Origin of the sequence: Amycolatopsis rubida, assembly GCF_900115345.1 — a bacterium.
GTDB classification, from domain to species: domain Bacteria; phylum Actinomycetota; class Actinomycetes; order Mycobacteriales; family Pseudonocardiaceae; genus Amycolatopsis; species Amycolatopsis rubida.
The window spans coordinates 96,927-121,019 of record NZ_FOWC01000011.1 but is presented as its reverse complement, the minus strand read 5'-3'; the positions used below and the strand labels follow the sequence as shown (position 1 = coordinate 121,019).

Sequence of the window (24,093 nt, the reverse complement as noted above, 5' to 3'; positions counted from 1 at the left end):
CCTTGCCGCGGCGGATCGACGTCGGCGAATACGCCAAGGGCGTGCTCGCGGGCGACCGGGGGACCCTGTCCAAGGCCATCACGCTGGTCGAATCGCAGCGCGAGGACCACCGGCGGCAGGCGCAGGAGCTGCTCGTCGAGCTGCTCCCGCACGCGGGCGGCGCGAAACGCGTCGGCATCACCGGCGTGCCCGGAGTCGGCAAGTCGACATTTATCGACCAGCTCGGCACCGACCTCACCTCGGAGGGGCATCGCGTCGCGGTGCTGGCGGTCGACCCGTCCTCGACCCGCACCGGCGGGTCGATCCTCGGCGACAAGACCCGGATGGCGCGGCTGGCGGTCGACCCGAACGCGTTCATCCGGCCGTCGCCCACGTCCGGCACGCTCGGCGGCGTCGCCCGCGCGACCCGCGAGACGATCGTGCTGATGGAGGCGGCCGGCTTCGACGTCGTGCTGGTGGAGACGGTCGGGGTCGGGCAGTCCGAGGTGACCGTGGCGAACATGGTCGACTGCTTCCTCTTCCTGACCCTGGCGCGCACCGGAGACCAGTTACAGGGCATCAAGAAGGGCGTCCTGGAACTCGCCGACGTCATCGCCGTGAACAAGGCCGACGGCCCGCACGAACGCGACGCCAAACGCGCCGCGCGCGAGCTGCAAGGCGCGCTGCGGATGATCTACGGCAAGGACGCGCTCTGGACCCCGCCGGTGCTCACGTGCAGCGGGCTCGAAGGCAGCGGCCTCGACGAGGTGTGGGCGGCGATCGGGAAGCACCGCGAGGTGCTCACCGAATCGGGTGATCTTGACGAGCGGCGTAAGAGGCAGCAGGTCGACTGGACGTGGTCGATGGTCCGCGAACAGCTGCTCGACCGGCTCACCGCGCATCCGGTCGTCCGCGCGCAGGTCGCTGACGTGGAACGCGCGGTGCGCGACGGAGAACTCACCGCCACGCTGGCCGCGCAGCGGATCTTGGCCGCGTTTACCGAGCCGTCTTCTTGAACGTCGTCCAAGAAGAAAAACCGCTGTGCGCACAAGTGCCTTTCGACCGTCTCCGGGGCTCGTTGCGCTCGACGGTCGTCAGCACGGGGCGAGCGGCCCGCCTCCACCGCGTGGCGGCTGACGCGTCCTCGCCTCGACGGGCACAATGCACGGTGACGGCGTAGAAGGGAAGTCATGGCGAAGGTGCGGGGACTGCTGCTGGCCGGTCTGCTCGGCGTGCTGCTCACCGGAGTGCTGCCGGCGGCGGCGTTCGCGGCGACCCCGGCTCCGGCCTCGGTCACCGTGGCGGCTGAGACGGCGATCACGCAGGTGAACGTCCTCCGCCAGGCCCCGCCCGGACCGGTGCTGGACCCGTCCCAGACCGACAAGGCCAACGCCGACAAGACGAAGAAGAACCTCATCGCCGGCGGGGCCGCGGTGGTGCTGCTCGCCATCGTGTTCTTCGGCCGCCGCCACCGCATCAAGCGCCGCAAGGCCCAAGGCGGCTGAGCTTTCCGGCGTTCACCCACGCCGAACTTCGTCAGCCGTTCGCCGCAGATCCGCTACCGGCCGTCTTGGTCGAACGGCGGCGCACCGCCGCTTGCCACCTGCATGGTGCACGATCGACTGCAATGCGTAAGACAGATCGATCGGCACGGTGCGTGTTCCCCTGCGCTCGTGTTGCGGGAGGAGGTGCGGCGTGACGGTGCTGGACTCACGGCCGGACGTTCCAGGTGACCACAACCCGATCGCGGCGCCCGGCGCGCTGCTGACCGAAGCCGGCGTCAGCATGGCTCCGGTGGAAGACCTTGGCGCGGGCCGCGGCCCGTTTTGGCTGGACGACTGGCTGCGCGCGAACGCGACCGACGTGCTCGCGTGGCGGCGGCACATCCATGCCCACCCCGAGCTGTCGCGCAACGAGTTCGCGACGACCGAGCTGATCGTCTCGCTGCTGAGCCGGGTCGGACTCAAGCCGTGGGTGCTGCCCGGCGGCACCGGTGTGGTGTGCGACATCGGCAAGGGCGAACGCTGCGTCGCGCTGCGCGCGGACATCGACGCGTTGCCGCTGACCGAGGACACCGGCCTGCCGTATTCCTCCACCACCGAGGGCGCGGCGCACATGTGCGGCCACGACGCGCACACCGCGATCCTGCTCGGCGCCGGTCGCGCCCTCGCCGGTGCGCCCGAGCTGCCCGGCCGCGTGCGGCTGATCTTCCAGCCCGCGGAGGAGGTCATGCCCGGCGGTGCGCTGGACATGGTCGCCGCGGGAGCGCTGGAGGGCGTCGAGCGGATCTACGGCCTGCACTGCGATCCGCGGCTCGAAGCGGGCAAGGTCGGCACCCGGGTCGGCGCGCTGACCTCCGCCGCCGACCTGATCGAACTGCGCCTGACCTCGCCCGGCGGGCACACCTCGCGGCCGCATCTGACCGCTGACCTGGTGTACGCGCTCGGCACGGTCATCACGTCGCTGCCCTCGGTGCTGTCCCGGCGCGTCGACCCGCGGTCGGGCACGGTGCTGGTGTGGGGCGCGGTGCACGCCGGACAGGCCGCGAACGCGGTCCCGCAGGACGGCGTCCTGCGCGGCACGCTGCGGACCGCCGACCACGAGGTGTGGAAGGCGCTGGAGCCGCTCGTCGCGTCATCGGTGGAATCGCTGCTGGCCCCGACCGGGGTCGGGTTCTCGCTCGACTACCGGCGCGGCGTGCCGCCCGTCGTTTCCGACGAGGAGTCGACCGCGCTGATGCGCGCTGGTGTCGAGGCGGCGGTCGGCGAGACGGGGCTCGCGGGGACGGAACAGTCGTCCGGCGGCGAGGACTTCGGCTGGTACCTGGAGCACGTCAGCGGGGCCTTCGCCCGGCTCGGCGTGTGGTCCGGTCCGCCCGCTCCGCAGGCCGACATCCACCGCCCGACGTTCGTTCTCGACGAGCGCGCGCTGCTCGTCGGAGTGCGCACTTTGGTGCACACCGCACTGGCCTCGCTGGCCTGAGTTATCCACAGGCACCGCGTCGATGTGGATAACTCAGGCGGGTGAGAAGCACCCCTCATGCGGGGGTGTCAGCGTGGAGTTACCCGACGTGGTCTAGACCGGTCGTACCTCTGCCGCGGCCTGTTTACCGAGAGTAATTCCGGACTTTTGTGCTACCCCGGTGCGGCGGTGGGTCGTTGGCCGCCGATAGTGGATTTCGTGTTGCGCGGCAACGGCTTTGGCGGAACCGGGGGCTGTCCGCGGCGCTCCGCCGACCTGATTTCTGCTGTCATTTCCGGTGACGCACTGCTGTTTTTCCTGCGCTTTGCGGTGCTGGATGCCCATGTGGGTGAGCCTCTGCCGTGTGGTATTGGGTGGCGGTCCGGTCAGCGGGTGGAGCACCTCGTCGCATGGAGTTATCCACAGGGTGGTGCCGTTGGGGACAACTTTCGGCCCCCGGCCGCGGCGAGTGTGGATGACTCCGGAAGCGAGCGTTCTGGGCCGTCTCGGGCGAGGTCGAGGCCACCGGTTTGCTTCGCCTCTCGAACGGCTGAAAGCCGATGAAGGGCACCTTGAGGGGATCAGGCTCCCTCAAGGTGCCCTTCACCGGCAGTAAGCCGGAGCGAGCGTCAGCCGCTGATCCCGGTGCACGGCCGGGTGCGCAGATCGTCCACGTAATCCACCGGGGCCCCAGCCGCCTCCGCGGCGTCCGCCAGCACCCCGAGATACCTCGCCGAGGGCAGCCCGCCCTCGTAGGCGTCCAGGACGTAGAGCCAGGCCACCGTCGACCCGTCCATCGTCTGGACCCGCAGCCGGATCTTCGTGTGCATCCCCAGCTCGCCGCCTTCCCAGCGGTCGAGCCGTTCCTCGTCGAGCCCGGTCACGTCGTAGAGCACCACGAACACCCGCGAAGACGGGTCCTCGACGATGGTGGCCAGCGCGCCTTCCCACCCGATGTCCTCGCCGCCGAAGGTCAGCCGCCAGCCTTCCAGCCAGCCGGTGCCCGCCATGGGCGAGTGCGGGGCGCGCTCCAGCATCTGGGCGGGCTCCATGTTGGATCCGTAAGCGGCATACAACGGCACGCGGCACAGCCTAGCGACCCGTCCTTCGCACGATGGGATGCACATGCCGTGTCCGGGCACTTCGCTTGCCGGTCAGGTTCGCCGCGTAGGGTCAGGACCACCGCCAAGCACGCGTACCTAGGAGGACCCCGGTGACCAGGATCGTGATCATGGGTGGCGGCCCGGCGGGCTACGAAGCCGCCTTGGTCGCGGCGCAGCACGGCGCCGACGTGACGATCGTCGAGCGGGACGGCCTGGGCGGTGCCTGTGTCCTCTACGACTGCGTGCCCTCGAAGACGTTCATCGCGTCGTCCGGTGCGCTCGCGAAGATGCACGACCTCGGCGAACTCGGCATCAACACCGATCTCGCGGACACCACCGTCGATCTGCCGACTGTCCACGGTCGCGTGAAAGGCCTGGCGCTCGCGCAGTCGGCCGACATTCGCGCCCGCGTGCAGCGCGAGGGCGTTCGCGTGATCACCGCCGAAGCCCGGTTCGCCGACGACGAGCCCGGTCTGGCCACGCACACGGTGGAGATCACGCACGCCGACGGGACGGTCGAATCGCTGTCCGCCGACGTCGTGCTGATCGCCACCGGGGCCACCCCGCGCGTGCTGCCCGGCGCGGTGCCGGACGGCGAGCGGATCCTGGACTGGCGGCAGCTGTACGACCTCACTGAGCTGCCCGAACACCTCGCGGTGATCGGATCCGGCGTCACGGGTGCCGAGTTCGCGTCCGCGTACACCGAGATGGGCGTGAAGGTCACCGTCGTGTCCAGCCGGGACCGCGTGCTGCCGCACGAGGACGCCGATGCCGCCGCGGTGCTCGAAGAGGTCTTCACCCAGCGCGGCACCACGGTGGCCAAGCAGGCCCGTGCGGAACGCGTCGAGCGCACCGAGAAGGGCGTCGAAGTTCACCTGGCCGACGGTCGCGTGATCGAGGCAAGCCACGCGCTGATGACCGTCGGGTCCATCCCGAACACCGCGGACATCGGTCTCGACCGCGTCGGCATCGAACCCGGCCCCGGCGGCTTCATCGCGGTGGACCGGGTGTCGCGCACGAGCGTCCCCGGCGTGTACGCGGCGGGCGACTGCACCGGCGTGCTGATGCTGGCGTCCGTGGCGAGCATGCAGGGCCGCATCGCGATGTGGCACGCGCTGGGCGAGGGCGTCGCGCCGATCAAGCTCAAGACTGTCGCGGCGAACGTGTTCACCCACCCGGAAATCGCGACCGTCGGCATCAGCCAGCAGGCGATCGACTCGGGCGAGGTGCCCGCGCGCACGATCATGCTCCCGTTGGCGACCAACGCGCGCGCGAAGATGGAAGGCCTGCGCCGAGGTTTCGTGAAGCTGTTCTGCCGTCCCGCCACCGGTGTGGTGGTCGGCGGCGTCGTGGTCGCGCCTTCGGCGAGCGAGCTGATCCTGCCGATCGCACTGGCCGTGCAGAACCAGCTGACGGTGGACCACCTGGCGCTGACCTTCTCGGTGTACCCGTCGCTGTCCGGATCGATCACCGAAGCGGGCCGCCAGCTCATGCGGCACGACGATCTGGACTAATTTTTCGCGTCCGGGCAACCCCGTGCCGCACACCGCGTCTTGCGGGGTGAACACGGGTGGCACGGGAAGGAACGAGGGTGCGCAAGAGCGCGATTTTCGCGGTGGCGGCGGCGATCGGATCGGCCGGGACAGCGGTCCCGGCGGTGGCGGCGGACGGTCCGGCCCCCGATCCGGTGACGGTGCAGCTGAACCAGGACACCGCGGTGCTGCACGGCCGGGTGAACGCCTACCAGCGCGGCGCTGACCCGAACCTCGCGCTCGCCTACTGCCCGGGAGCCAAGGCGGGCACGGCGGCGTTCAGTTCGCCCGTGCTGAAGTTCTCGCAGTACTTCTACGGCGAGATGGTCGGGGTGAAGGCCACGATGAACGCGCACGCGAACCTGGTGCCTGGCACCAAACCCGGCAGTTATCCGCTCACCGTCACGTGCGCCGGGAAGCAGTACAACGCGACGTTCACCGTGCCCGCCGCGCAGGTGTCCCGGGTGCCCCAGGGCGCGGCGAAAGCGGGCGACGGGAGCCTCGCCGGCTGATCGTCCATGCTTGCCCAAAACCGCCGGAAAACTGTTTCCGGCGGTTTTTTCGTTCCCGGGGCAACCCCGCGGCGGGCGGAGACGTCTTGATTGTTGTCGGAACGAAAACGCCCGGGCCGCAGGGGGAACTGTCGGCCGGGCGCGGATTCGCCGCCGTTGTTTCGCGGCGGGAATCGCATTTTCATCAAGGGGAGAGTCATGAAGCGTACCGTTGTTTTCTCCACCCTCGTCGCCGCCGGAATGCTTTCGGCCGCACCGGCTTTCGCCGCCGAAGCGCCCACCACGCCGCCCGCGACGAGCACTGCCGGCGCACCGTCTTCCTCGCCCGCTACCGAGGAACCGACGGATGGCAACGCCGGCGTGCCCAAGGCGTTCATCCGGGTGCTGCCGTCCTCCGGCCACGCCGGGGACCGTGTCACGGTGCGGGTCGGCTGCGAGGCCTCGGAGATCCAGAACCTGAGTTCGGCGGCGCTGCAGTTCGGCAAGCTGCACCCGGTCGGTCCGCAGAACGACCCGTCGAAGGCACCTGTCTCGCAGGGCACCGCGACCGTTCGCAACGACGTGAAGCCCGGCACGTACAGGGTTTCGTTCTCCTGCGGAAGCGGCGACCTCACCACGAAGTTCACCGTGCTGGGCGCGAAGCCCGCCCCGAAGCCGACGCCCGCGCCGAAGCAGGTCAGCAAGGTCCCGTCCGGCGCGCCGCAGACCGGCGGCACGGACGGTCCGGTCGCGGACAACCAGTCGAATCTCGGCCTGCCGATCGCGGCCGGCGCGATGGGCGTGCTCGCCCTCGGCGGCACCGGGCTCGTCGCGGCGCGTCGTCGCCAGCGTGGCTGACTAGTCTCCTGGGCCTGGCTGCTTTCGCGCGGCCAGGCCGGGGCGGATCGGGGGAAAGATGATCAGGAAGACACTTGCCGCGGCTTCCGTCGCGCTCGCCGCGCTGCTGGCCGGATGCTCGGTCGGCTCGACGACCGCGGCGCCCGCTTCCAGCGTTCCGCCGGTTTCGTCGGCCGCCCTGCCGAAATCGGAGCCGGTCTCGCTGGACATCCCGCGCATCGACGCGCATTCCAGCCTGGTGCCGCTCGGCCTCAATCCCGACAATTCGGTCCAGGTCCCGCCGGTCAGCACACCCTTGCAGGCCGGTTGGTACGAAAACGGCCCGACCCCCGGCGAGATCGGCCCCGCGGTCGTCCTTGGCCACGTCGACGGAAACAAGCACAAAGGGATCTTCTACCGGCTCAAGGAAATGAAACCGGGAGACGACGTCGACATCGCCCGCCGCGACGGCTCCACCGCGCACTTCGAGGTGACCAAAGTGGACCAGGTGCCCAAGGACGTCTTCCCGACCGACGCGGTCTACGGGGACACTTCGGACCCGGAACTGCGGTTGATCACCTGCGGCGGCGCGTTCGACCGGGCCGAGCACAGTTATGTGGACAACATCATCGTGTACGCCCACCTGGTGAACGGCGGGCAATGACCTCGCGCATTGAACAAGACGCCCCCGATTTTGCCGGTCCCCGGTGCGACACTGTGGCGGTTGGCACAATTCTGGGAGGCACGCATGATCACCAGGACGCAACCGTGGCCCGCGGGCACACCGTGCTGGGGCGACTTGATGGTGCCTGACCGCGGCAAGGCGGTCACGTTCTACGAGTCGCTGCTCGGCTGGACAGTCGAATCCGGCGGCCCGGAGACCGGTTATTACGGAATGGCGCGGATCGGGGGCAGGCCGGTCGCGGGCATCGGGCAGATCCCGCCGGAGCAGGCAGGCATGCCGCCGAGGTGGACGACGTACCTGGCAGTGTCCGACGCGGACAAAACGGCAGCCGCGATCGCCGAGGCGGGCGGACAGGTCATCGCACCGCCGACGGACGTCCTGACCGAAGGCCGGATGGCCATCGCGACCGACCCGGCCGGGGCGACGTTCGGCCTGTGGCAGCCGGGCCGGCACTCCGGCACGCAGGCGACGCTGACGCCCGGGGCTCCCGCGTGGAACGAATGCATGACCCGGGATTTCGCCGCGGCCAAGCAGTTCTATGGCGATGTGTTCGGGTATGGCTTCGGCGACATGTCCGGGCCGGGCTTCACGTACGCGACACTGGACGTCGACGGCAGGCCGGTTGGCGGCCTCGGCGAGTTGTCCGCGGACAGCCCGGCGTCGCCTGGGTGGGTGACGTACTTCTGGACCGCCGACGCGGACCAGTCGGCAGCGCGGATCCCGGAACTGGGCGGCACGGTGGTGAGCCCGCCGACGGACACGCCGCACGGCCGGATGGCGATCGCGGTGGACGACCAGGGGGCGGGGTTTTCGCTGATGGCACCCAACACCCAGTCCGGAACTCAGGACGGGTGGGGGTGAGGTTCGTCCGGACCTCGCGCAACCGGCTCGGACGAGCTGGCTGAGAGGCGAGGTAGGCGGCGCACGCCATCGGACTGAGCGGGGCCACCTGGCCGTCGCGCGGTGCGGAGCGGGCTGACTCTGCCGCAGTCTTGCCGAGTTGAGCTGGTGGTGGGTCGCGCCGCTGTGGCGGCGGGCTGGGCGGCGCTGGGCCAGAAGTACGTGAGGGGAGCCCTGAGGGAATCAGCTTCACTCAGCGCTCCCCTCACGACCCGTCACTCAGCGCTCCCCTCACGACCCGTCACTCAGCGCTCCCCTCACGACCCATCACTCAGCCAGGCGGCAAGCCCTCGCGGCGGACGCGGAAGAGCCTGCGGGAAGGCTCAGTCCTCCACCCAGTCGAAGGTCTTCGTCACCGCCTTCTTCCAGTTCCGGTATTCCTTCTCCCGGCGGGACTCGTCCATCGCCGGGTCCCACTGCTTGTCCTTGGCCCAGTTGGTCCGGATGTCGTCCTCCGACTCCCAGAACCCGACCGCCAGCCCGGCCGCGTACGCCGCGCCCAGTGCGGTCGTCTCGTTCACCACCGGGCGGATCACCGGCACGCCGAGGATGTCCGCCTGGAACTGCATCAGCAGTTCGTTCACGACCATCCCGCCGTCGACCTTCAGCGACTTCAGCGGGACACCCGAGTCGGCGTTCATCGCGTCGATCACCTCTCGCGACTGGAACGCCGTCGCCTCCAGCACCGCCCGCGAGAGGTGGCCCTTGTTCACGAACCGGGTCAGGCCGACGATCGCGCCCCGGGCGTCGGAGCGCCAGTACGGGGCGAACAGGCCCGAGAACGCGGGCACGAAGTACGCGCCGCCGTTGTCCTCGACCGTCCGGGCGAATTCCTCGATCTGGGCCGCCGACGAAATCAACCCCAGGTTGTCGCGCAGCCACTGCACCAGCGAACCGGTGACCGCGACCGAACCCTCCAGCGCGTACACCGTGTCGTTCGAGCCGATCTTGTAGCAGACCGTCGTGAGCAGGCCGTTTTCCGACATTACCTTCTCCGTGCCGGTGTTCAGCAGCACGAAGTTGCCGGTGCCGTAAGTGTTCTTGGCCTCGCCCGGCGAGAGGCACGCCTGGCCGAACGTCGCCGCCTGCTGGTCGCCCAGGATGCCCGCGATCGGCACTTCGGCGAGGGCTCCGCGCGGGCGGACGTTGCCATACACCTCCGACGACGACCGGATCTCCGGCAGCATCGACAGCGGGATCCCCATCTCCGCCGCGATGTCCTCGTCCCACTGCAAGGTGTCGAGGTCCATCAGCAGCGTGCGCGACGCGTTCGTCGGGTCCGTCACGTGCACGCCGCCGTCGGTGCCGCCGGTCATGTTCCACAGCACCCAGGTGTCCATGTTGCCGAACACCAGATCGCCCGCCTCGGCCCTGGCCCGCGCGCCCTCGACGTTGTCGAGGATCCACTTGATCTTCGGGCCGGAGAAGTACGTCGCGAGCGGGAGGCCGGTCTTCGATCGGTAGCGCTCCTGGCCGCCGCCGAGCGCCCCCAGTTCGCCGGCGATCTTGTCGGTGCGGGTGTCCTGCCAGACAATCGCGTTGTACACCGGCTTTCCGGTGTTGCGGTCCCACACGAGCGCCGTCTCGCGCTGGTTGGTGATGCCCACCGCGGCGATGTCGGTCGGCCGCAGGTCGGCCTTGGCGAGCGCGCCCGCCGCGACGGCGCGGGTGTTTTCCCAGATTTCCTCGGCGTTGTGCTCGACCCAGCCCGCCTTCGGGAAGATCTGCTCGTGCTCGCGCTGGTCGACCGCGACGACACGGCCGGAGTGGTCGAAGATCATGCAACGCGTCGACGTGGTGCCCTGGTCGATCGCGGCGACATACGAAGTCATGGATTCCCTCCGGAAAGCTGGGTCAGGTCAGGTTGTGCACGGCCAGGTACACCAGCGCCGCCAGCGCGGCGCCGACGAGCGGACCGAGGACCGGCACCCACGAGTAGTTCCAGTCCGGGTCGCGCTTGCCCTTGATCGGCAGCAGGAACGCGTACGCGATCCGCGGGCCGAGGTCGCGGGCCGGGTTGATGGCGTAGCCGGTCGGCCCGCCGAGAGAGATGCCGACCACCAGCACGATGAACGACACCCCGGCATAGCCCAGCGCGGTGTTGCCGAAGGTCGGCGTCCCGTCCGCGGCGGTCTTGAACGCCGGGGTCAGCAGGATCCAGCCGACCAGCACGAAGGTGCCGATGATCTCGGTCACCAGGTTCCACGCCTTGTTCCGGATCTGCGGGGCGGTGGAGAAAATGCCGAGCGTCTCCTCCGGATTCGGATGGTCGTCGAACTGCAGTTTGTAGGTCAGCCAGCACAGCACGGCGCCGAGAATCGCGCCGAGCATTTCGCCGATCAGATAGAACGGCACGTCCGCCCACGAAACCTTGCCCGAAATGGCCAGGCCGAGCGTGACCGCCGGGTTCAGGTGCGCACCGGTCGGCGCGGCGATGCTGGCCCCGGCGAACACGCCGAAAGCCCACCCGAAAGTGATGAACAGGGTTCCGGCTTGAAAGCCGTTGTTCTTGCGCAGCACGACGTTGGCGACCACGCCGTTGCCCAGCAACAGGAGCACCGCTGTCCCCAGCAGCTCCCAGACGATGATCGCGCCCGGACTCAGACTCACGCTTCCCGCACCTCCACACTGGACAGTCTGTGCAGGGCCGATCACGTCCGGCCACAGCCCCGTCGCCGACCCCAGTCCGCGGCACGTTACCGGTGCGTACGCGCGCAATCCATAAGCCGGGCGAAGCAATGTGACCATGATCGTCATGGGTTCCGCCACACGTGTCACCTCGGGGTCAGCAGACGATCACGCAAGCGTGCGATGCTGGGGAAGGTGGAGCACGAGGAGGAACGAGTGGTGACGAATCCGCACAGCGGCAGCGACCCGGCCCGGCTGGGTCCGGCGGGCCGGGAGGAATCCTGGCGGCGCTTCGGCGACGAGACCTTCGACCTGGTCGTGATCGGCGGCGGCGTCGTCGGCGCGGGCACCGCGCTCGACGCGGCGACCCGCGGCCTGCGGGTGGCTCTCGTCGAGGCCCGCGACCTGGCATCCGGCACGTCGAGCCGATCCAGCAAGCTCTTCCACGGCGGCCTGCGGTATCTCGAACAGCTCGAGTTCGGCCTGGTGCGCGAAGCGTTGCACGAGCGCGAGCTGATGCTGACGAAGATCGCGCCGCACCTGGTGAAGCCGGTGAGCTTCCTGTACCCGCTGACGCACCGGATCTGGGAGCGTCCGTACACCGCCGCCGGGCTGCTGATGTACGACACGATGGGCGGTGCCCGGTCGGTGCCGGGCCAGAAACATCTCACCCGCGCGGGTGCCCTCCGGATGGTCCCCGCGCTCAAGCGGTCGGCGCTGATCGGCGGCATCCGGTATTACGACGCGCAGTCGGACGACGCCCGGCACACGATGACCGTCGCGCGCACCGCGGCGCATTACGGCGCGGTGGTCCGGACCTCCACCCAGGTCGTCGGCTTCCTGCACGAGGCGGACCGGATTTCCGGCGTGCGCGTGCGCGACGTCGAGGACGGCCGCGAGACCGAGATCCACGCCGGCGCGGTGGTCAACTGCACCGGCGTGTGGACCGATGAACTGCAGCGGCTCTCCGGCGGCCGTGGCCGCTTCCGCGTGCGCGCCAGCAAGGGCGTGCACATCGTGGTTCCGCGCGACCGGATCGTGTCGGAGTCGGGGATGATCCTGCGCACCGAGAAGTCGGTGCTGTTCGTCATCCCGTGGCGCAACCACTGGATCGTCGGCACCACCGACACCGACTGGAACCTCGACCTCGCGCACCCGGCAGCCACCAAGCACGACATCGACTACCTGCTCGAACACGTGAACTCGGTGCTCGCGACGCCGTTGACGCACGACGACATCGAAGGCGTGTACGCGGGTCTTCGTCCGCTGCTGGCCGGCGAGAGCGAAGAGACGTCGAAGCTGTCGCGCGAGCACGCGGTCGCGCGGGTCGCGCCGGGTCTGGTCGCGATCGCGGGCGGCAAGTACACGACGTACCGGGTGATGGCGGCCGACGCCGTCGACGCCGCGGTGGTCGACCTGCCGGGCCGCCCGCCGTCGTCCATCACCGACAAGGTCCCGCTGCTCGGCGCGGACGGCTACCACGCGCTGGTCAACCAGGCCGACCACCTGGCCGCGGAGCACGGACTGCACCCGTACCGCGTGCGGCACCTGCTCGACCGCTACGGCTCGCTGGTGCACGAGGTGCTGGCACTCGCGGCGGACCGGCCGGAGCTGCTCAAGCCGATCGAGTCGGCACCGGACTACCTCGGCGTGGAGGTCGTGTACGCGGCCAGCCACGAGGGTGCGCTGCACCTGGAGGACGTCCTCGCCCGGCGTACGCGGATCTCCATCGAGTACGCCCACCGCGGCGTCGACTGCGCCGAGCAGGTCGCCCACCTGGTGGCCGGCGTGCTGGGCTGGTCGGAGGAGGCGGCCAAGCGCGAGGTCGAGGTCTATCGGGCGCGGGTCGAGGCGGAGCGGGATTCGCAGCTGCAGCCGACGGACGAGTCGGCGGATGCGTTGCGGGCCGCTGCTCCGGAGGCTCGGGCCGGGTTGATCGAACCGGTCAGCTGAGAGGTCGTGAGTGTTTACGCCGGTGCGGACCGGCGTAAACACTCACGAGGGCTTGAGCACCCACCTGATGAGCTTTTCCCCGCTAGGCGAGGGCCGCTCCTCCGCCCCGACCCGGCTGAACCCGGCGCGGCGCGCCACCACCTCGGACGCGGTGTTGCTTTCGTCGTGCCGGTAAGCGATCTCGTGCAGTCCCAACCGGGCGAATCCGAACTGGATCGCGGCCGAAAGCGCTACTGCCGCAATGCCTTTGCCCCGTTCGGCCGGATGCGTCCACACGGACGCTTCGGCGGTGCCGAAGTCGAGGTCCAGATCGCGCAGCCCCACTTCGCCGAGCAGGCGGCCAGTCGCCGGTTCGGCCACGGCCCATGAGCAGCGCTCGTCGCACGCCCACTGTGCGGCGCGCAGCGTCACGTACTCGGTGGCTTCGTCGGGGGTGCGCAACCGGTAGTTCAGCACGTACCGCCGATGCCGCGGGTCCGCGAACGCCTCCATCAGCGCGGGCCGGTCGTCGAGATGCCGGTCCGCGCGCAGCTGACGCAGGTAGTACGCGCCCGCGTTGATTTCCACGGGTTCCACAACTCGAGCCTAGCCGTCCGGAGACGGGAAACGGCTGAGCGCCGCGTCACGACCGGGCGGACGCAGGGGGGAAAAACCCGCCAAACCGAGTCACGCCGAACCGGGCGAAGGGATCGCCGGGAACTCCGCGTGCACGGCGGTCCCTTCCCCTCGCGCGGACTCGACAGTCAGTGAACCCGCCACCCGTTGCACCCGCTGACGCATGGCTTCCAGGCCGAAACCGGTGCCTTCGCCGCGGTCGCCGGGGGCGAAACCTCTTCCGTCGTCCCGGATGTCGAGCATGACCAGGTCGCTCGTGTAGGTGAGCGTGATGCCGATCCGGTCGGCGTGTGCGTGTTTTTCCGCGTTGGCCAAGGCTTCCTGTGCCACCCGGTACAGCGCCACCTCCAGCTCGGGCAGCAACGGCCGGGCATCGCCTTCGACTGCGGCGGTCACCTTGGCACCGGAGGTGCCGGACACTCGATTCGCCAAGCCCGCCAACGCTTCCGGCAGGTGTGAGTCCGCCAGCGGTTCCGGTCGCAACGCTTGAACCGCTCGGCGCGCCTCGGTGAGGCTGTCTTTCGCCAGCGTGTGCACGTGGTCGAGGTGCCGTTGCCGATCCGCGGCTTCGGTGGCCCGGTCGGCGGCCTGCAACTGGGTGACGATGCCGGTCAACCCCTGGGCGACAGTGTCGTGAATTTCGCGAGCCATGCGCTGTCGCTCGTCGAACACGCCTGCCTCGCGGGCTTGGGTGAGCAATTGCGCGTGCAGTGCCGCGTTCTCCGTTAAGGCCGTTTCCAGCTGCGCGTTCGATTGCGCGAGTTTTTCGTTGGTGCGACGGCGTTGCTCGTTTTCCGCGCCGACGAACCACGCCGCGTACAGGATCGGCCCGACGATCGACACCGCGGTGATCCATGGCGGTGAAGGTTGCCAAATGCCCTTGGCCAGCAACGGAACCACCGCGGTCGCGGCCGCCGCGAAGATGCTCCAGCGCGTCGGGAACAACACGAACGCGATCGGGTAACCGATCGAGGCGAAGGCGGTGAACGGATCCAGCCGCGAGGTGAGCAGGGTCGCGCTGGCCAGCAGCACAATGAAGAATCCGATGGCCAGCCACGGTTTCCGGGTGCGCCGCGGGAAGACCGGGATCAGCACCAGCAGCCACAGTCCGCTCGCCGCGGCGAGAAGCAGCGTGGTGCGCCATTGCGCGGGATCGCCGTGCGGCTGACCGGCGGCGACGATCGTGCACACCGCGAGTGCCAGAATCCCGACCCCGGCGAACATCGGGCCCGCCCGTCGTTCGGTCTTCGGATCGACCGAACCCGGCCGCAGCCCCATTATCGGGCTCGGCCGCGGCGCGCGTTCCGGCGGGCTCAGCGCCGCCGCCATCCGCTGAACAGGATCAGCAGCAACGGCAGCGCGAACACGATCAGCAACCGTCCGCGCGTCACGATGAGCACGACGACCGCCAAGGCGATGGAAAGCGGCACCGAATACCGCCACACGAACGCGCCCAGCTTGCCGGTGCCCGCGGGCACGACCGGTTCCGGCCGGGCCGTGGCCAGCAACGCGCTCGGTCGCGGCGAAGGCAAGTCGTCGAACAGCGGCACCAGTTCGCTGACCAGCTTGGCTGACGTGACCTTCGCCGAGCGGCTGCCGTACTCGTCGATGTCGAGGCGTCCAGTGCGGACGTGCTCGGAGAGGACGTCGAGCGCGTCCTGTCGTTCGGCGTCGCTCAGCCGCAGGTCAGCCATGGTCCGCTTCAGCGGTCCAGCCGGCGCTGCCGCCGGTGCTCGTCACGCATCGCGCGGAACTCCTCACGGCGTTCCCGATGCCGGTCGTGGCGGTGGTGATGGTCATGGTGTTCGAAACCCCTGCCCCAGAGCGCGCGGCCGACCGCGGTGAGCGCGATCGGCGCGAAGATCACCGGCCATCCCGCGGCTCCGGTGGCGATCAGGGCGATCGCCGCGATCCACACCAGCGGAACCAAGGCGGCGGCAGCGCGTTGCCCAGCCGACCAGTCCGGCTGCCGGGCGGCCACCTCGCCGGACGCGGCGGGCTGCGGCACGGACATCGGCGGTGGTGCCACCGCCGGTTCGGGCGCGGCGGTCGCGCCCGCGCCGAACACCGGATGCGGCACCGGAAGGTCGGTGAACAACTCGCCCAGCTCGCCCCGGGTTTTGGCCGCGGTGATCCGGGCGGAACGTTCGCCGAACTCGTCGATGTCGATCCGCCCCGCGCTCATGTGCTCACCGAGCGCATGCAGCGCGGACTCTCGCTCCTGGTCGCTGATCCGCAGCTGCGGAGACGGAACCTCAGTCACGTAGTCGATGGTAGGCCGCGCGAGCGCGCGGCACCCACGACATTCGGCACAACTTCAGTCCTTGAGCTCCAAGAGTTGCGTTCCCTGCGTGACCGCGGAGCCGATCTCGACCGAAAGCCCGGTGACCGTGCCCGCTTTGTGCGCGGTTACCGGGTTTTCCATCTTCATCGCTTCGAGCACCACGATCAGCTCGCCCGCTTCGACGTGCTGGCCTTCCTCGACCGCGATCTTCACGATGGTGCCCTGCATCGGCGCGGTGACCGCGTCGCCACTCACCGCTGCCTTCGCGCCGCCTGCCCGCTTGCGCGGCTTGGCTTTCGTCGCCGCGGGCGCACCGCCGCCTTCGAGGGCGAACCCGCCCGGCAGCGACACCTCGAGCCGGCGTCCGCCGACCTCGACCACGACGTTCTGCCGCGGCGTCTCCTCCTCGGCCTCGACCTCGGGCGCGGTGAACGGCTCGATCTGGTTGTCGAACTCGGTCTCGATCCAGCGGGTGTGCACGCTGAAGCCGGTTTCGTCGCCGATGAACGCCGGGTCGTTCACGATCACGCGGTCGAACGGCAGCACCGTCGCCATGCCCTCGACCTCGAACTCGGCCAGCGCGCGACGGCTGCGCTCCAGCGCGTTCGCCCGGTCCGAACCGGTGACGATGAGCTTGGCGAGCATCGAGTCGAACTGGCCGCCGATCACGCTGCCGGATTCGACGCCGGAGTCGACGCGCACGCCCGGCCCGGACGGGGCGACGAACTTGGTCACCGTGCCCGGCGCGGGCAGGAAGCCGCGGCCGGCGTCCTCGCCGTTGATGCGGAACTCGATCGAGTGGCCGCGCGGCGTCGGGTCCTCGGTGATCCGGAGCTTCTCGCCGCGGGCGATGCGGAACATCTCGCGGACCAGGTCGAGGCCGGTGGTCTCCTCCGAGACCGGGTGCTCGACCTGCAGCCGGGTGTTCACCTCGAGGAAGGAAATGGTGCCGTCGGTCGCGACGAGGTACTCGACGGTGCCCGCGCCGTAGTAGCCGGCTTCCTTGCAGATGGCCTTGGCGGACTCGTGGATCCGGGCGCGCTGGTCGTCGGACAGGTACGGCGCGGGAGCCTCTTCCACCAGCTTCTGGTGGCGGCGCTGCAGCGAGCAGTCACGGGTGCCCACGACGATCGCGTTGCCGTGCTGGTCGGCCAGCACCTGCGCCTCGACGTGCCGCGGCTTGTCCAGGTAGCGCTCCACGAAGCACTCGCCGCGACCGAACGCGGCCACCGCCTCGCGTGTCGCGGACTCGAACAGCTCAGGGATTTCTTCGCGGGTGCGGGCGACCTTCAGGCCGCGGCCGCCGCCGCCGAACGCCGCCTTGATCGCGACCGGCAGGCCGTGCTCGTCGGCGAACGCGATGATCTCGCCGGCGTCCTTCACCGGCTCCTTGGTGCCGGGCACCAGCGGCGCGCCCGCGCGCGTCGCGATGTGCCGCGCGGTCACCTTGTCGCCGAGGTCGCGGATCGACTGCGGGCTCGGTCCGATCCAGGTCAGGCCCGCGTCGAGGACGGCTTGGGCGAACTCGGCGTTCTCGGAAAGGAAGCCGTAGCCGGGGTGGACCGAATCGGCACCGGACCGCTTGGCGGCGTCGAGGATCTTGTCGATCGCGAGGTAGCTCTCGGCCGCGGTGTTCCCGCCGAGGGCGAACGCTTCGTCGGCGAGACGCACGTGCGGAGCGTCGCGGTCCGGGTCCGCGTACACGGCCACGCTCTGCAGGCCCGCGTCCTTCGCGGCCCGGATCACGCGAACCGCGATCTCGCCCCGGTTCGCGACCAGGATCTTGGTCACCGGACCGCCTGTGCTCGCGGTGTCCTGCTCGCTCACCACATACCTCCCGTGCCCGTCGCCGCGCTGCTGGTCAACCGGGAGTCTACGGACCCAGGCAGGGCCTGGATTGAGAGGTGGACCACCCAGTTCGGTCCTGTTTATACCCGTCCGGCCGGAGCCTGATGCCGCAGTCGCGCCGGTAGTTCGGAGTCGAGCACGATGACGTCGTAGGGGTTGACCTGGTGCACCAGCGCCAGGTTTTCGGTGTTGACCAGGATCCACGGCTGGTGCTCGCCGCAGCAGTCGACGAGCCGGTCGAGCGCGGTGAACGCGACCAGCGCGGTGCGGCCGTCGGGGGTGCGGCGCAGTTCGACGTTGGCTCCGGTCTGGCCGTCGGTGGTCGGGCCGGTGGGGCCGGTCGGCAGGTAAAGGGCCGGGGGCAGATTGGGGTTCGTCACTCCGACAACATAGACGGACACGGTGTGCAAGGTCGCTTACAGTCTCGGATATGCGGACTTGGCCGAAGCGCGTCCCGCGATCCGCGCTGCTTACCGCCGTTCTCGCGGCGGTGGTCACGGCGGCGGCGCTCGTCGTGGTCGTCGTGCTGCGCCCGAAGCCGGACAACGCGGTGACCATGGCACCGCGCGAGCCCGCGGCGGCTCCGGTGGAAGGACCGTCCTCGACCTGCGGAAACGGCCCGTGCAAGCAACTGGCCGCAGTGAGCGTCGGCGGTACCCCGGTCGTGTTGCTGGCGGACGCCGCTGGCGGATCGGGCCGGGTCCAGGTCGGGCAGCAGCCGTTCGAACTGGCGATCACGAACCTGGGCGCGAAGCTGACGGCGACTTCCCTGCGCTGTATCGACGGGTCCACCGCCGCGTGCCTGATCCGCGGCGACGCGGCCGGCGGTTCGTACGGCGAACTGCTCACCGAGTCCGGCGGGGTGTGGCGCGACTACGGCAAGCCGTATTTCTCTGACGCCGGCTCGCTGTCGCTCTACGACGTGAGCCAGGACGGCCGTCCGGACGTGATCGTCGTCCGGCACGAATGCCCGAAGGCGGTGTCCGGCACGCCGCGCTGCCAGGCGGCTCCGGTGGTAGCGGAGGTGTACGAACTCGACGGCGAGGTGATGGGCTGCACCAGCACCGTCACCGCGCCGTCGGATTTCCGGGGCTGGCCGGATGTGGAGCTGAAGAAGTCCCAGCTGCGGCGTTGTTCCGGCAACTCGTGAGCGGCGATCCCGGTTCTGACCGGGATCGCCGCTCACGAGACTTCAGGCAGTGGCGGGCCGCGCGGCACCGCCCTCGTCGCGATGGTCCGGACGAGCGGTTTGCGTGTGGAGGATTTCCTCGTCGAGCAGGCCCTCGCTGCGCGCGACGATCGTCGGGACCACGATCTGGCCCGCGACATTCGTGGCGGTGCGCATCATGTCCATGATCGGGTTCACCGAGTAGATCAGCGCGATGCCGAGTGCGACCTGCTTGGCGTCGAGCCCGATGAACGCGGTGGTCAGGGTGAGCGCGGTCAGCCAGCCGGTGGTGCCCGCGGTGGCCAGCGCGCCGACCACGGCGACGACCACGATGCCGGCGTACTGGCCGAAGCTCAGCGGCACCCCGGCGAGGTTGGCGATGAAGATCGCGCCGATCGCCGGGAACACTGCGGCGCAACCGTCCATTTTGGTCGCGCTGGCGAGCGGAGTGGCGAAGGCGGCGTACCCGGGGTCGACGCCGAGGTTCACCGCGGACTGCCGGGTCAGCGGCAGCGTGGCCGAACTCGACTGCGACGCGAACGCGAATTGGATCGCGGTGCCCGCCTTGGCGAAGAACGTCAGCGGGTTCACCTTCGCGACGAACTGCAGCAGGATCGGGTAGACGACGAACAGGACCAGCAGGCAGCCGACGTACACCGCGATCGTGGTCGACAGCAGCGGGCGGAACAGCGCGTCGCCGTAGTTGGAGACGGCGGCGCCGATCAGGCCGATGATGCCGATGGGCGCGAGGCGCACGATCCAGCCGAGGTAGCGCTGGATGATTTCGAAGACGCTCGTGGTGAAGTCGACGAACGGCTTCGCCTTGTCGCCGAGGCTGTAGGCGGCGGCACCGATCACGACGGCGAGGAACAGCACCTGGAGCGTGCTGCCCTCGGCGAAGGCGGAGAAGAAGTTCTCCGGCAGCAGGCCCTTGATGAAGGCATCCCAGGAGCCCCAGTTGCTCATGCTCTTCGCGGCCTTGTCGGCGTTTTTCGCGGTGGCCGCGACGCCCTCGCCGAGCCCGCCGGAGCCGGGGTTGAACAGCTTGCCGATCGCGATCCCGATCAGCGAGGCGATGAACGACGTGATCGCGAACCACAGCACGGTCTTGCCGCCGAGCCGCGCGGCGGTGCGGCCGCCGCCGAGGCCGCGGAGGCTGTTGATGCCGACCACGATCGCGGTGAAGACCAGCGGGATCACCGCGATCTGCAGCAACGTCGTGAAGATCGTGCCGATATGGTCGAGGGTGTCGGTCAGCCAGCCGGCTTCAGTCGCCCGCGCGAGCACGCCGAGACCGGCGCCCACGACAAGCGAACCGAGGACGGCCGCGGCGAACACGCGCGGCTTGGTGTACGTCCTGACGAAGGACATGTGCCACCCCAGGGAGGTCGAGAGTTTCCACTGACCCGGATGCGGGCCAGCGTCGACTTTCCCCGATCACTCGTCCGAGTGACACATCGTCCCAATATGTGAACTAGTTCCACATTTCGGTGACGCTGACGCCCACCTCGGCGAGAAGCTGGCGCAGCAGCGGAAGACTGATCCCGATGACGCTCGACGGGTCCCCTTCGACGCCCTCGACGAACCACCCGCCGAGCGCGTCGAGCGTGAACGCCCCCGCGACGTGCAGCGGTTCGCCGGTGGCGACGTAGGCGTCGATCTCGGCCTGGCTGGGGTCGGCGAAGTGCACGGTGGTGGACCGGGTGCCGGAGGCTTCCTTGGTGCGCTGCCCGCCGTCGATCCGGACCACGGCGTGCCCGGTGAGCAGGACGCCGGAGCCGCCTGCCATCCGGGCCCACCGCTGCTTCGCGACCTCGGCGGTAGCGGGCTTGCCGACCATCTCGCCGCCGATGGAAAGCATGGAATCGCAGGCGACGATCACGGCACCGGGCTCGGAGACCATTTCGACGACGGCATTGGCCTTGGCCTTCGCGAGAGCCGAGACGAGGTCGGCGGGTTCCGGATCGGTGAGCGCGGCCGCGACAGCGTCCTCATCGACACCGGACACGACGACGGCCGGATCGAGACCGGCACTGCGCAGGACGGCGAGGCGGGCGGGGGACTGGGAGGCGAGGACTAGACGCACGTGCGAACGCTACCCCGGTGGGGCGGGGTCAGGGGGCGTGGCCCGGGAGGGTTGGCGTGCACTGGGCTGGGGGGAGCAGTTGAGCCACGTCGTGGCTTCTTCGCCGAGGGTGGGCGAGTTCTGGCGGGGCCGCGGCGGCCGCTGGAGTCGCAGCGGTGGTGGCGGCGGGGGCGGGGGCGGCGGTCGGAGCTGGAGCCGTGGCGGGAGCCGAAGTCGCGGCTGGAGCCGGAGCGGTGGCGGTGGCGGGAGCAGGGGCGGTGGCCGGAGTCGCGGCTGTGGCGGGAGCCGGAGTGGTGGCTGTAGCGGGAGCCGGGGTGGTGGCTGTGGCGGGAGCGGTGGCGGTGGCGGGAGCCGGGGTGGTGGCCGGAGTCGCGGCGGTGGCGGGAGCCGGAGTTGTGGCTGCGGCGGGAGCGGTGGCGGGAGCTGGAGCCGGGGCGGCAGTGGCGGCCGGAGACGGTTCGTTCGGTTTTCTCGGCCTTGTCCGGGCTCGGTTCGCGCGGTCTCTCTCGGCGGAAGTTCCGAGTTGCGCTGTCTCACCAGCTTGACCCGTCGGCTCCTGCCCGTCCGCCGCAACCTGGCGCGCCCCGTCTGGTGCCGTGCGCAACCCTGCTGCCGCGACCTCGCCGGTCGCCTGCCGTGCCCCGGCTGGGTTGGCGGCCAGCCGGGGCAGGGGGTCAGCCGGTCATCGGGCTGGTTCCGGGGTTGGGGCGGTCGGCGCTGGTGCGTGCGGCCGAGGGGACACCCGGCGCAACGCCGCTGCCGACAGGACTCCCAGTACCAGCACCGCGATCGGCAGGATCAGCGTCGCGCGGGCGGCGTCGGTGAGTCCATTGTGGACGACCTCGCTGGCGAGGCGGCCCGCTTGTGCGGCGAGGTCCGCCGGGAGGCCCGGGATGGCCGCTGGGCCGCCGGAGCCGCCGAACTCGCCGGTCGAGGCGGCGGCGTGGGCGATTCCTTCGGTGAACGGGGTGCGGTACTGCTCCGGCAGTTGCGCGGCCGCGGTGGCGGCTTCGCTCGTGATCGAGGCGCTGATCCTCGCTTGCAGGAGCACGCCGATCGCGGCGCTGCCCAGTACTCCGCCTACCTGGCGGGCGGTGTTGAAGATGCCCGAGGCGGTGCCGGTGAGCCGCGGTTCCACCGATGCCATCGTCAGGTTGCTCATCGGCGAGAAGATGCAGCCGACGCCAAGGCCGCAGACCAGCAGAGCAGGGATCAGCGCCCACGGGCTCGTGTCCGGCCGTGCTTGCAGCGCGATGATGCCGACGCCCGCGGCCAGCAGGGCCAGGCCGCCCATCACCAGGTACTTGCCGTTGATTTTGTCCGAAGCGCGGCCGACGAAGGGCGCGATCACGCCGGACAGCAGCGACATCGGGGCGGTGAGCAGGCCGGCCATGGTGGGGGAGAGGCCGAGCACCGTCTGGATGTAGATGATCAGCGGGAGGAACATGCCGGTCATCGTGAAGCCGACCGTCGTCGCGGTGAGCGTGCCCGCGGAGAAGTTGCGGTTCGCGAACACCTGCAGCGGGACCAGTGGTTCCCGGCGGTTGTAGCGCTGCCACAGCACGAAGGCGATCAGCAGCGCCACCCCGGCCCCGATGATTTCGAAGACCGTGATGCCGCCGAACACCGTGCCCCAGTCGTACTGCTGTCCATTTTGGACACCGAAGACGACGCAGAACAGTCCGGCCGCGGACAGCAGGATGCCGATCAGGTCGAACGAGTGCGAGTGTTTCGGCTGCCAGTCCGGCACCAGCCACAGCGTCAGCGCGATGGCGACGACGCCGATCGGCACGTTCACATAGAAGATCCACTCCCAGCCGAGGTGCTGCACCAGCACGCCGCCCAGCAGCGGGCCGGTGATCGTGGCCAGGCCCGCCACGCCGCCCCACGCACCCATCGCCGCGCCGCGCTTCGCGGGCGGGAACAGGTGGCTGATGAACGCCAGCGTCTGCGGCGTCATCAGTGCGGCACCGAGGCCTTGCACGGCACGGGCGGCGATCAGCATCTCGACGTTGCCGGACAGCCCGCACCACAGCGACGAAGCGGTGAACACGACGAGCCCGGCGACGAACACGCGCTTCGGGCCGAAGCGGTCGCCGAGGCGGCTGGTGAACAGCATCGGCACGGCGTAGGTGAGCAGATAGACGCTGATCACCCACACCACCGAGTTCAGCCCGGTGTCGAGGTGCTGCAGCATGGCGGGCACCGCGATGGACACGATCGTGGTGTCCAGCAGGATCATGAAGAACCCGATGCAGAGCGCGCTGAGCGCGGCCCACGGGTTAACCGGTCTTGCGTTCATCGTTTTCCTTGAGCTTGAGTTTCTTGTCCTGGAAAGGGATCCGGCCGCTGTCGAGGTCCGCGAACAGCTGCTCGATCCATGCCAGCTCGAACTTCCGCTGCGCCGCGCTGTAGCGGAAGTCGAGCCAGTAGATGTCGGGGGTGCCGTCGGATTCCAGGCGGCTGACGAGCACCGCGTCCGACGCCACGGCCGCGCGCAGCCGGGTGATGCGGTGCTCCAGCTCGAACAGCGCGACGTCGCGTCCGAGGTCGTCGATCACGGCGAGCCCGCTGAGCAGGTCGCTGTACTCCGGCACCACGTCGCCCAGCATTTGCCGGGCTCGTTCCTGGAAGGCGTCTTTGCCCGCGGCTGTCATGGCATACACCGTGCGCTCCGGCCGTTTGCCGTCTCGCTGTGTCTCGACCGCATCGACGAAACCGTTGCGCTGCAACCGATCCACCGTGTGATAGAGCGAGCCGGCCTTGAGCTTCACGCGGGCTTCGACGTGCCGTTCCCGCATGAGCTGGGCCATTTCGTACGGGTGCATCGGCCGCTCGTGCAGCAGCTCGAGCACGGCGACGCCCAGTGCCGTGAGCTTGGCCGCGACCATGACGGTATTCCTCCAGAAGATCCAATCGAGTGACCCAACGTGGGTTATTCCACGTGGACTATACGGTGTGGAGCAAACTGCGGTCCAGTGTGATCTGTGCTGGTGAGCAGCTTGTCGCTGACAGTGATGGGT

The 24,093-nt window shown here is 69.6% G+C and carries 23 protein-coding genes; 10 read left to right on the top strand and 13 right to left on the bottom strand.

Annotated features, from left to right (window positions below; all coding sequences use genetic code 11):
* Positions 1–2: 2 nt before the first annotated feature.
* From meaB to BM362_RS33240, 3 genes are all read left to right on the top strand, one after another.
* The gene (meaB, locus tag BM362_RS33250) at positions 3–995 is read left to right on the top strand and encodes a methylmalonyl Co-A mutase-associated GTPase MeaB (protein ID WP_093575877.1); all 993 of its coding nucleotides are present in this window, start codon (positions 3–5) and stop codon (positions 993–995) included.
* A gap of 174 nt (positions 996–1,169) precedes the next feature.
* Positions 1,170–1,484 (top strand): hypothetical protein, encoded by a 315-nt coding sequence (locus BM362_RS33245; protein WP_067589723.1) that lies wholly within the window; start codon positions 1,170–1,172, stop codon positions 1,482–1,484.
* 190 nt (positions 1,485–1,674) lie between these two features.
* On the top strand, positions 1,675–2,961 hold the full coding sequence (locus BM362_RS33240; RefSeq protein WP_067589726.1) for an amidohydrolase: 1,287 nt from the start codon (positions 1,675–1,677) through the stop codon (positions 2,959–2,961).
* Positions 2,962–3,569: 608 nt separating this feature from the next.
* On the opposite strand, the gene BM362_RS33235 is transcribed toward BM362_RS33240, so the two are convergent.
* The gene (locus BM362_RS33235) at positions 3,570–4,022 is read right to left on the bottom strand and encodes a gamma-glutamylcyclotransferase family protein (protein WP_198545537.1); all 453 of its coding nucleotides are present in this window, start codon (positions 4,020–4,022) and stop codon (positions 3,570–3,572) included.
* A gap of 131 nt (positions 4,023–4,153) precedes the next feature.
* Here BM362_RS33235 and BM362_RS33230 point away from each other — a divergent pair, with 131 nt between their 5' ends.
* The 5 genes from BM362_RS33230 to BM362_RS33210 all read left to right on the top strand — a co-directional run bounded on the left by BM362_RS33230 (position 4,154) and on the right by BM362_RS33210 (position 8,449).
* A complete protein-coding gene (locus BM362_RS33230; RefSeq protein WP_093575876.1) occupies positions 4,154–5,557 on the top strand; it encodes an NAD(P)H-quinone dehydrogenase in 1,404 nt (467 codons plus the stop codon).
* Positions 5,558–5,634: 77 nt separating this feature from the next.
* A complete protein-coding gene (locus tag BM362_RS33225) occupies positions 5,635–6,087 on the top strand; it encodes a hypothetical protein (RefSeq protein ID WP_093575875.1) in 453 nt (150 codons plus the stop codon).
* Positions 6,088–6,285: 198 nt separating this feature from the next.
* A complete protein-coding gene (locus BM362_RS33220; protein ID WP_167545547.1) occupies positions 6,286–6,924 on the top strand; it encodes a hypothetical protein in 639 nt (212 codons plus the stop codon).
* Positions 6,925–6,982: 58 nt separating this feature from the next.
* The gene (locus BM362_RS33215; RefSeq protein WP_067589741.1) at positions 6,983–7,567 is read left to right on the top strand and encodes a class F sortase; all 585 of its coding nucleotides are present in this window, start codon (positions 6,983–6,985) and stop codon (positions 7,565–7,567) included.
* A gap of 84 nt (positions 7,568–7,651) precedes the next feature.
* Entirely contained in the window at positions 7,652–8,449 is a 798-nt protein-coding gene (locus tag BM362_RS33210) for a VOC family protein (protein ID WP_093575874.1), read from the top strand.
* A gap of 362 nt (positions 8,450–8,811) precedes the next feature.
* On the opposite strand, the gene glpK is transcribed toward BM362_RS33210, so the two are convergent.
* Both glpK and BM362_RS33200 read right to left on the bottom strand, forming a co-directional pair.
* The gene (glpK, locus tag BM362_RS33205; RefSeq protein ID WP_093575873.1) at positions 8,812–10,320 is read right to left on the bottom strand and encodes a glycerol kinase GlpK; all 1,509 of its coding nucleotides are present in this window, start codon (positions 10,318–10,320) and stop codon (positions 8,812–8,814) included.
* 22 nt (positions 10,321–10,342) lie between these two features.
* Entirely contained in the window at positions 10,343–11,092 is a 750-nt protein-coding gene (locus BM362_RS33200) for an MIP/aquaporin family protein (protein WP_067589998.1), read from the bottom strand.
* Positions 11,093–11,299: 207 nt separating this feature from the next.
* Here BM362_RS33200 and BM362_RS33195 point away from each other — a divergent pair, with 207 nt between their 5' ends.
* Positions 11,300–13,069 (top strand): glycerol-3-phosphate dehydrogenase/oxidase, encoded by a 1,770-nt coding sequence (locus BM362_RS33195; RefSeq protein ID WP_067589750.1) that lies wholly within the window; start codon positions 11,300–11,302, stop codon positions 13,067–13,069.
* Between the two features lie 42 nt (positions 13,070–13,111).
* On the opposite strand, the gene BM362_RS33190 is transcribed toward BM362_RS33195, so the two are convergent.
* The 6 genes from BM362_RS33190 to BM362_RS33165 form a co-directional block, all read right to left on the bottom strand.
* Positions 13,112–13,645, bottom strand: coding sequence for a GNAT family N-acetyltransferase (locus tag BM362_RS33190; protein ID WP_198545538.1), 534 nt, complete (start codon positions 13,643–13,645; stop codon positions 13,112–13,114).
* A 90-nt stretch (positions 13,646–13,735) separates the two neighbouring features.
* Positions 13,736–15,013: a sensor histidine kinase gene (locus tag BM362_RS33185; RefSeq protein ID WP_067589756.1), complete on the bottom strand. Its 1,278-nt coding sequence runs from the start codon at positions 15,011–15,013 to the stop codon at positions 13,736–13,738.
* Entirely contained in the window at positions 14,998–15,378 is a 381-nt protein-coding gene (locus tag BM362_RS33180; RefSeq protein ID WP_093575872.1) for a DUF1707 SHOCT-like domain-containing protein, read from the bottom strand. Before BM362_RS33180 ends, BM362_RS33185 begins: the two co-directional genes overlap by 16 nt.
* 8 nt (positions 15,379–15,386) lie before the next feature.
* Complete coding sequence (locus tag BM362_RS33175) at positions 15,387–15,947, bottom strand: DUF1707 SHOCT-like domain-containing protein (RefSeq protein WP_093575871.1); 561 nt, start codon at positions 15,945–15,947, stop codon at positions 15,387–15,389.
* A 54-nt stretch (positions 15,948–16,001) separates the two neighbouring features.
* Positions 16,002–17,795 (bottom strand): acetyl/propionyl/methylcrotonyl-CoA carboxylase subunit alpha, encoded by a 1,794-nt coding sequence (locus BM362_RS33170; protein WP_093575870.1) that lies wholly within the window; start codon positions 17,793–17,795, stop codon positions 16,002–16,004.
* A 101-nt stretch (positions 17,796–17,896) separates the two neighbouring features.
* Positions 17,897–18,196 (bottom strand): SAV_915 family protein, encoded by a 300-nt coding sequence (locus tag BM362_RS33165; protein WP_067590001.1) that lies wholly within the window; start codon positions 18,194–18,196, stop codon positions 17,897–17,899.
* 50 nt (positions 18,197–18,246) lie between these two features.
* Between BM362_RS33165 and BM362_RS33160 the strand changes: the two genes are divergently transcribed.
* Complete coding sequence (locus BM362_RS33160) at positions 18,247–18,966, top strand: hypothetical protein (protein WP_067589768.1); 720 nt, start codon at positions 18,247–18,249, stop codon at positions 18,964–18,966.
* A gap of 42 nt (positions 18,967–19,008) precedes the next feature.
* Here the strand turns inward: BM362_RS33160 and BM362_RS33155 are convergent, their stop codons facing one another.
* The 4 genes from BM362_RS33155 to BM362_RS33135 all read right to left on the bottom strand — a co-directional run bounded on the left by BM362_RS33155 (position 19,009) and on the right by BM362_RS33135 (position 23,961).
* Positions 19,009–20,355 carry a dicarboxylate/amino acid:cation symporter gene (locus BM362_RS33155; protein ID WP_067589771.1) on the bottom strand — a complete coding sequence of 449 codons (1,347 nt, stop codon included), beginning with the start codon at positions 20,353–20,355 and terminating at the stop codon, positions 19,009–19,011.
* A gap of 103 nt (positions 20,356–20,458) precedes the next feature.
* Entirely contained in the window at positions 20,459–21,070 is a 612-nt protein-coding gene (locus tag BM362_RS33150; RefSeq protein ID WP_093575868.1) for a Maf family protein, read from the bottom strand.
* Between the two features lie 682 nt (positions 21,071–21,752).
* Positions 21,753–23,372, bottom strand: coding sequence for a DHA2 family efflux MFS transporter permease subunit (locus BM362_RS33140; protein ID WP_093575867.1), 1,620 nt, complete (start codon positions 23,370–23,372; stop codon positions 21,753–21,755).
* Positions 23,353–23,961, bottom strand: coding sequence for a PadR family transcriptional regulator (locus BM362_RS33135; RefSeq protein ID WP_067589777.1), 609 nt, complete (start codon positions 23,959–23,961; stop codon positions 23,353–23,355). The genes BM362_RS33140 and BM362_RS33135 overlap by 20 nt, the downstream gene beginning before the upstream one ends.
* Positions 23,962–24,093 lie beyond the last annotated feature (132 nt).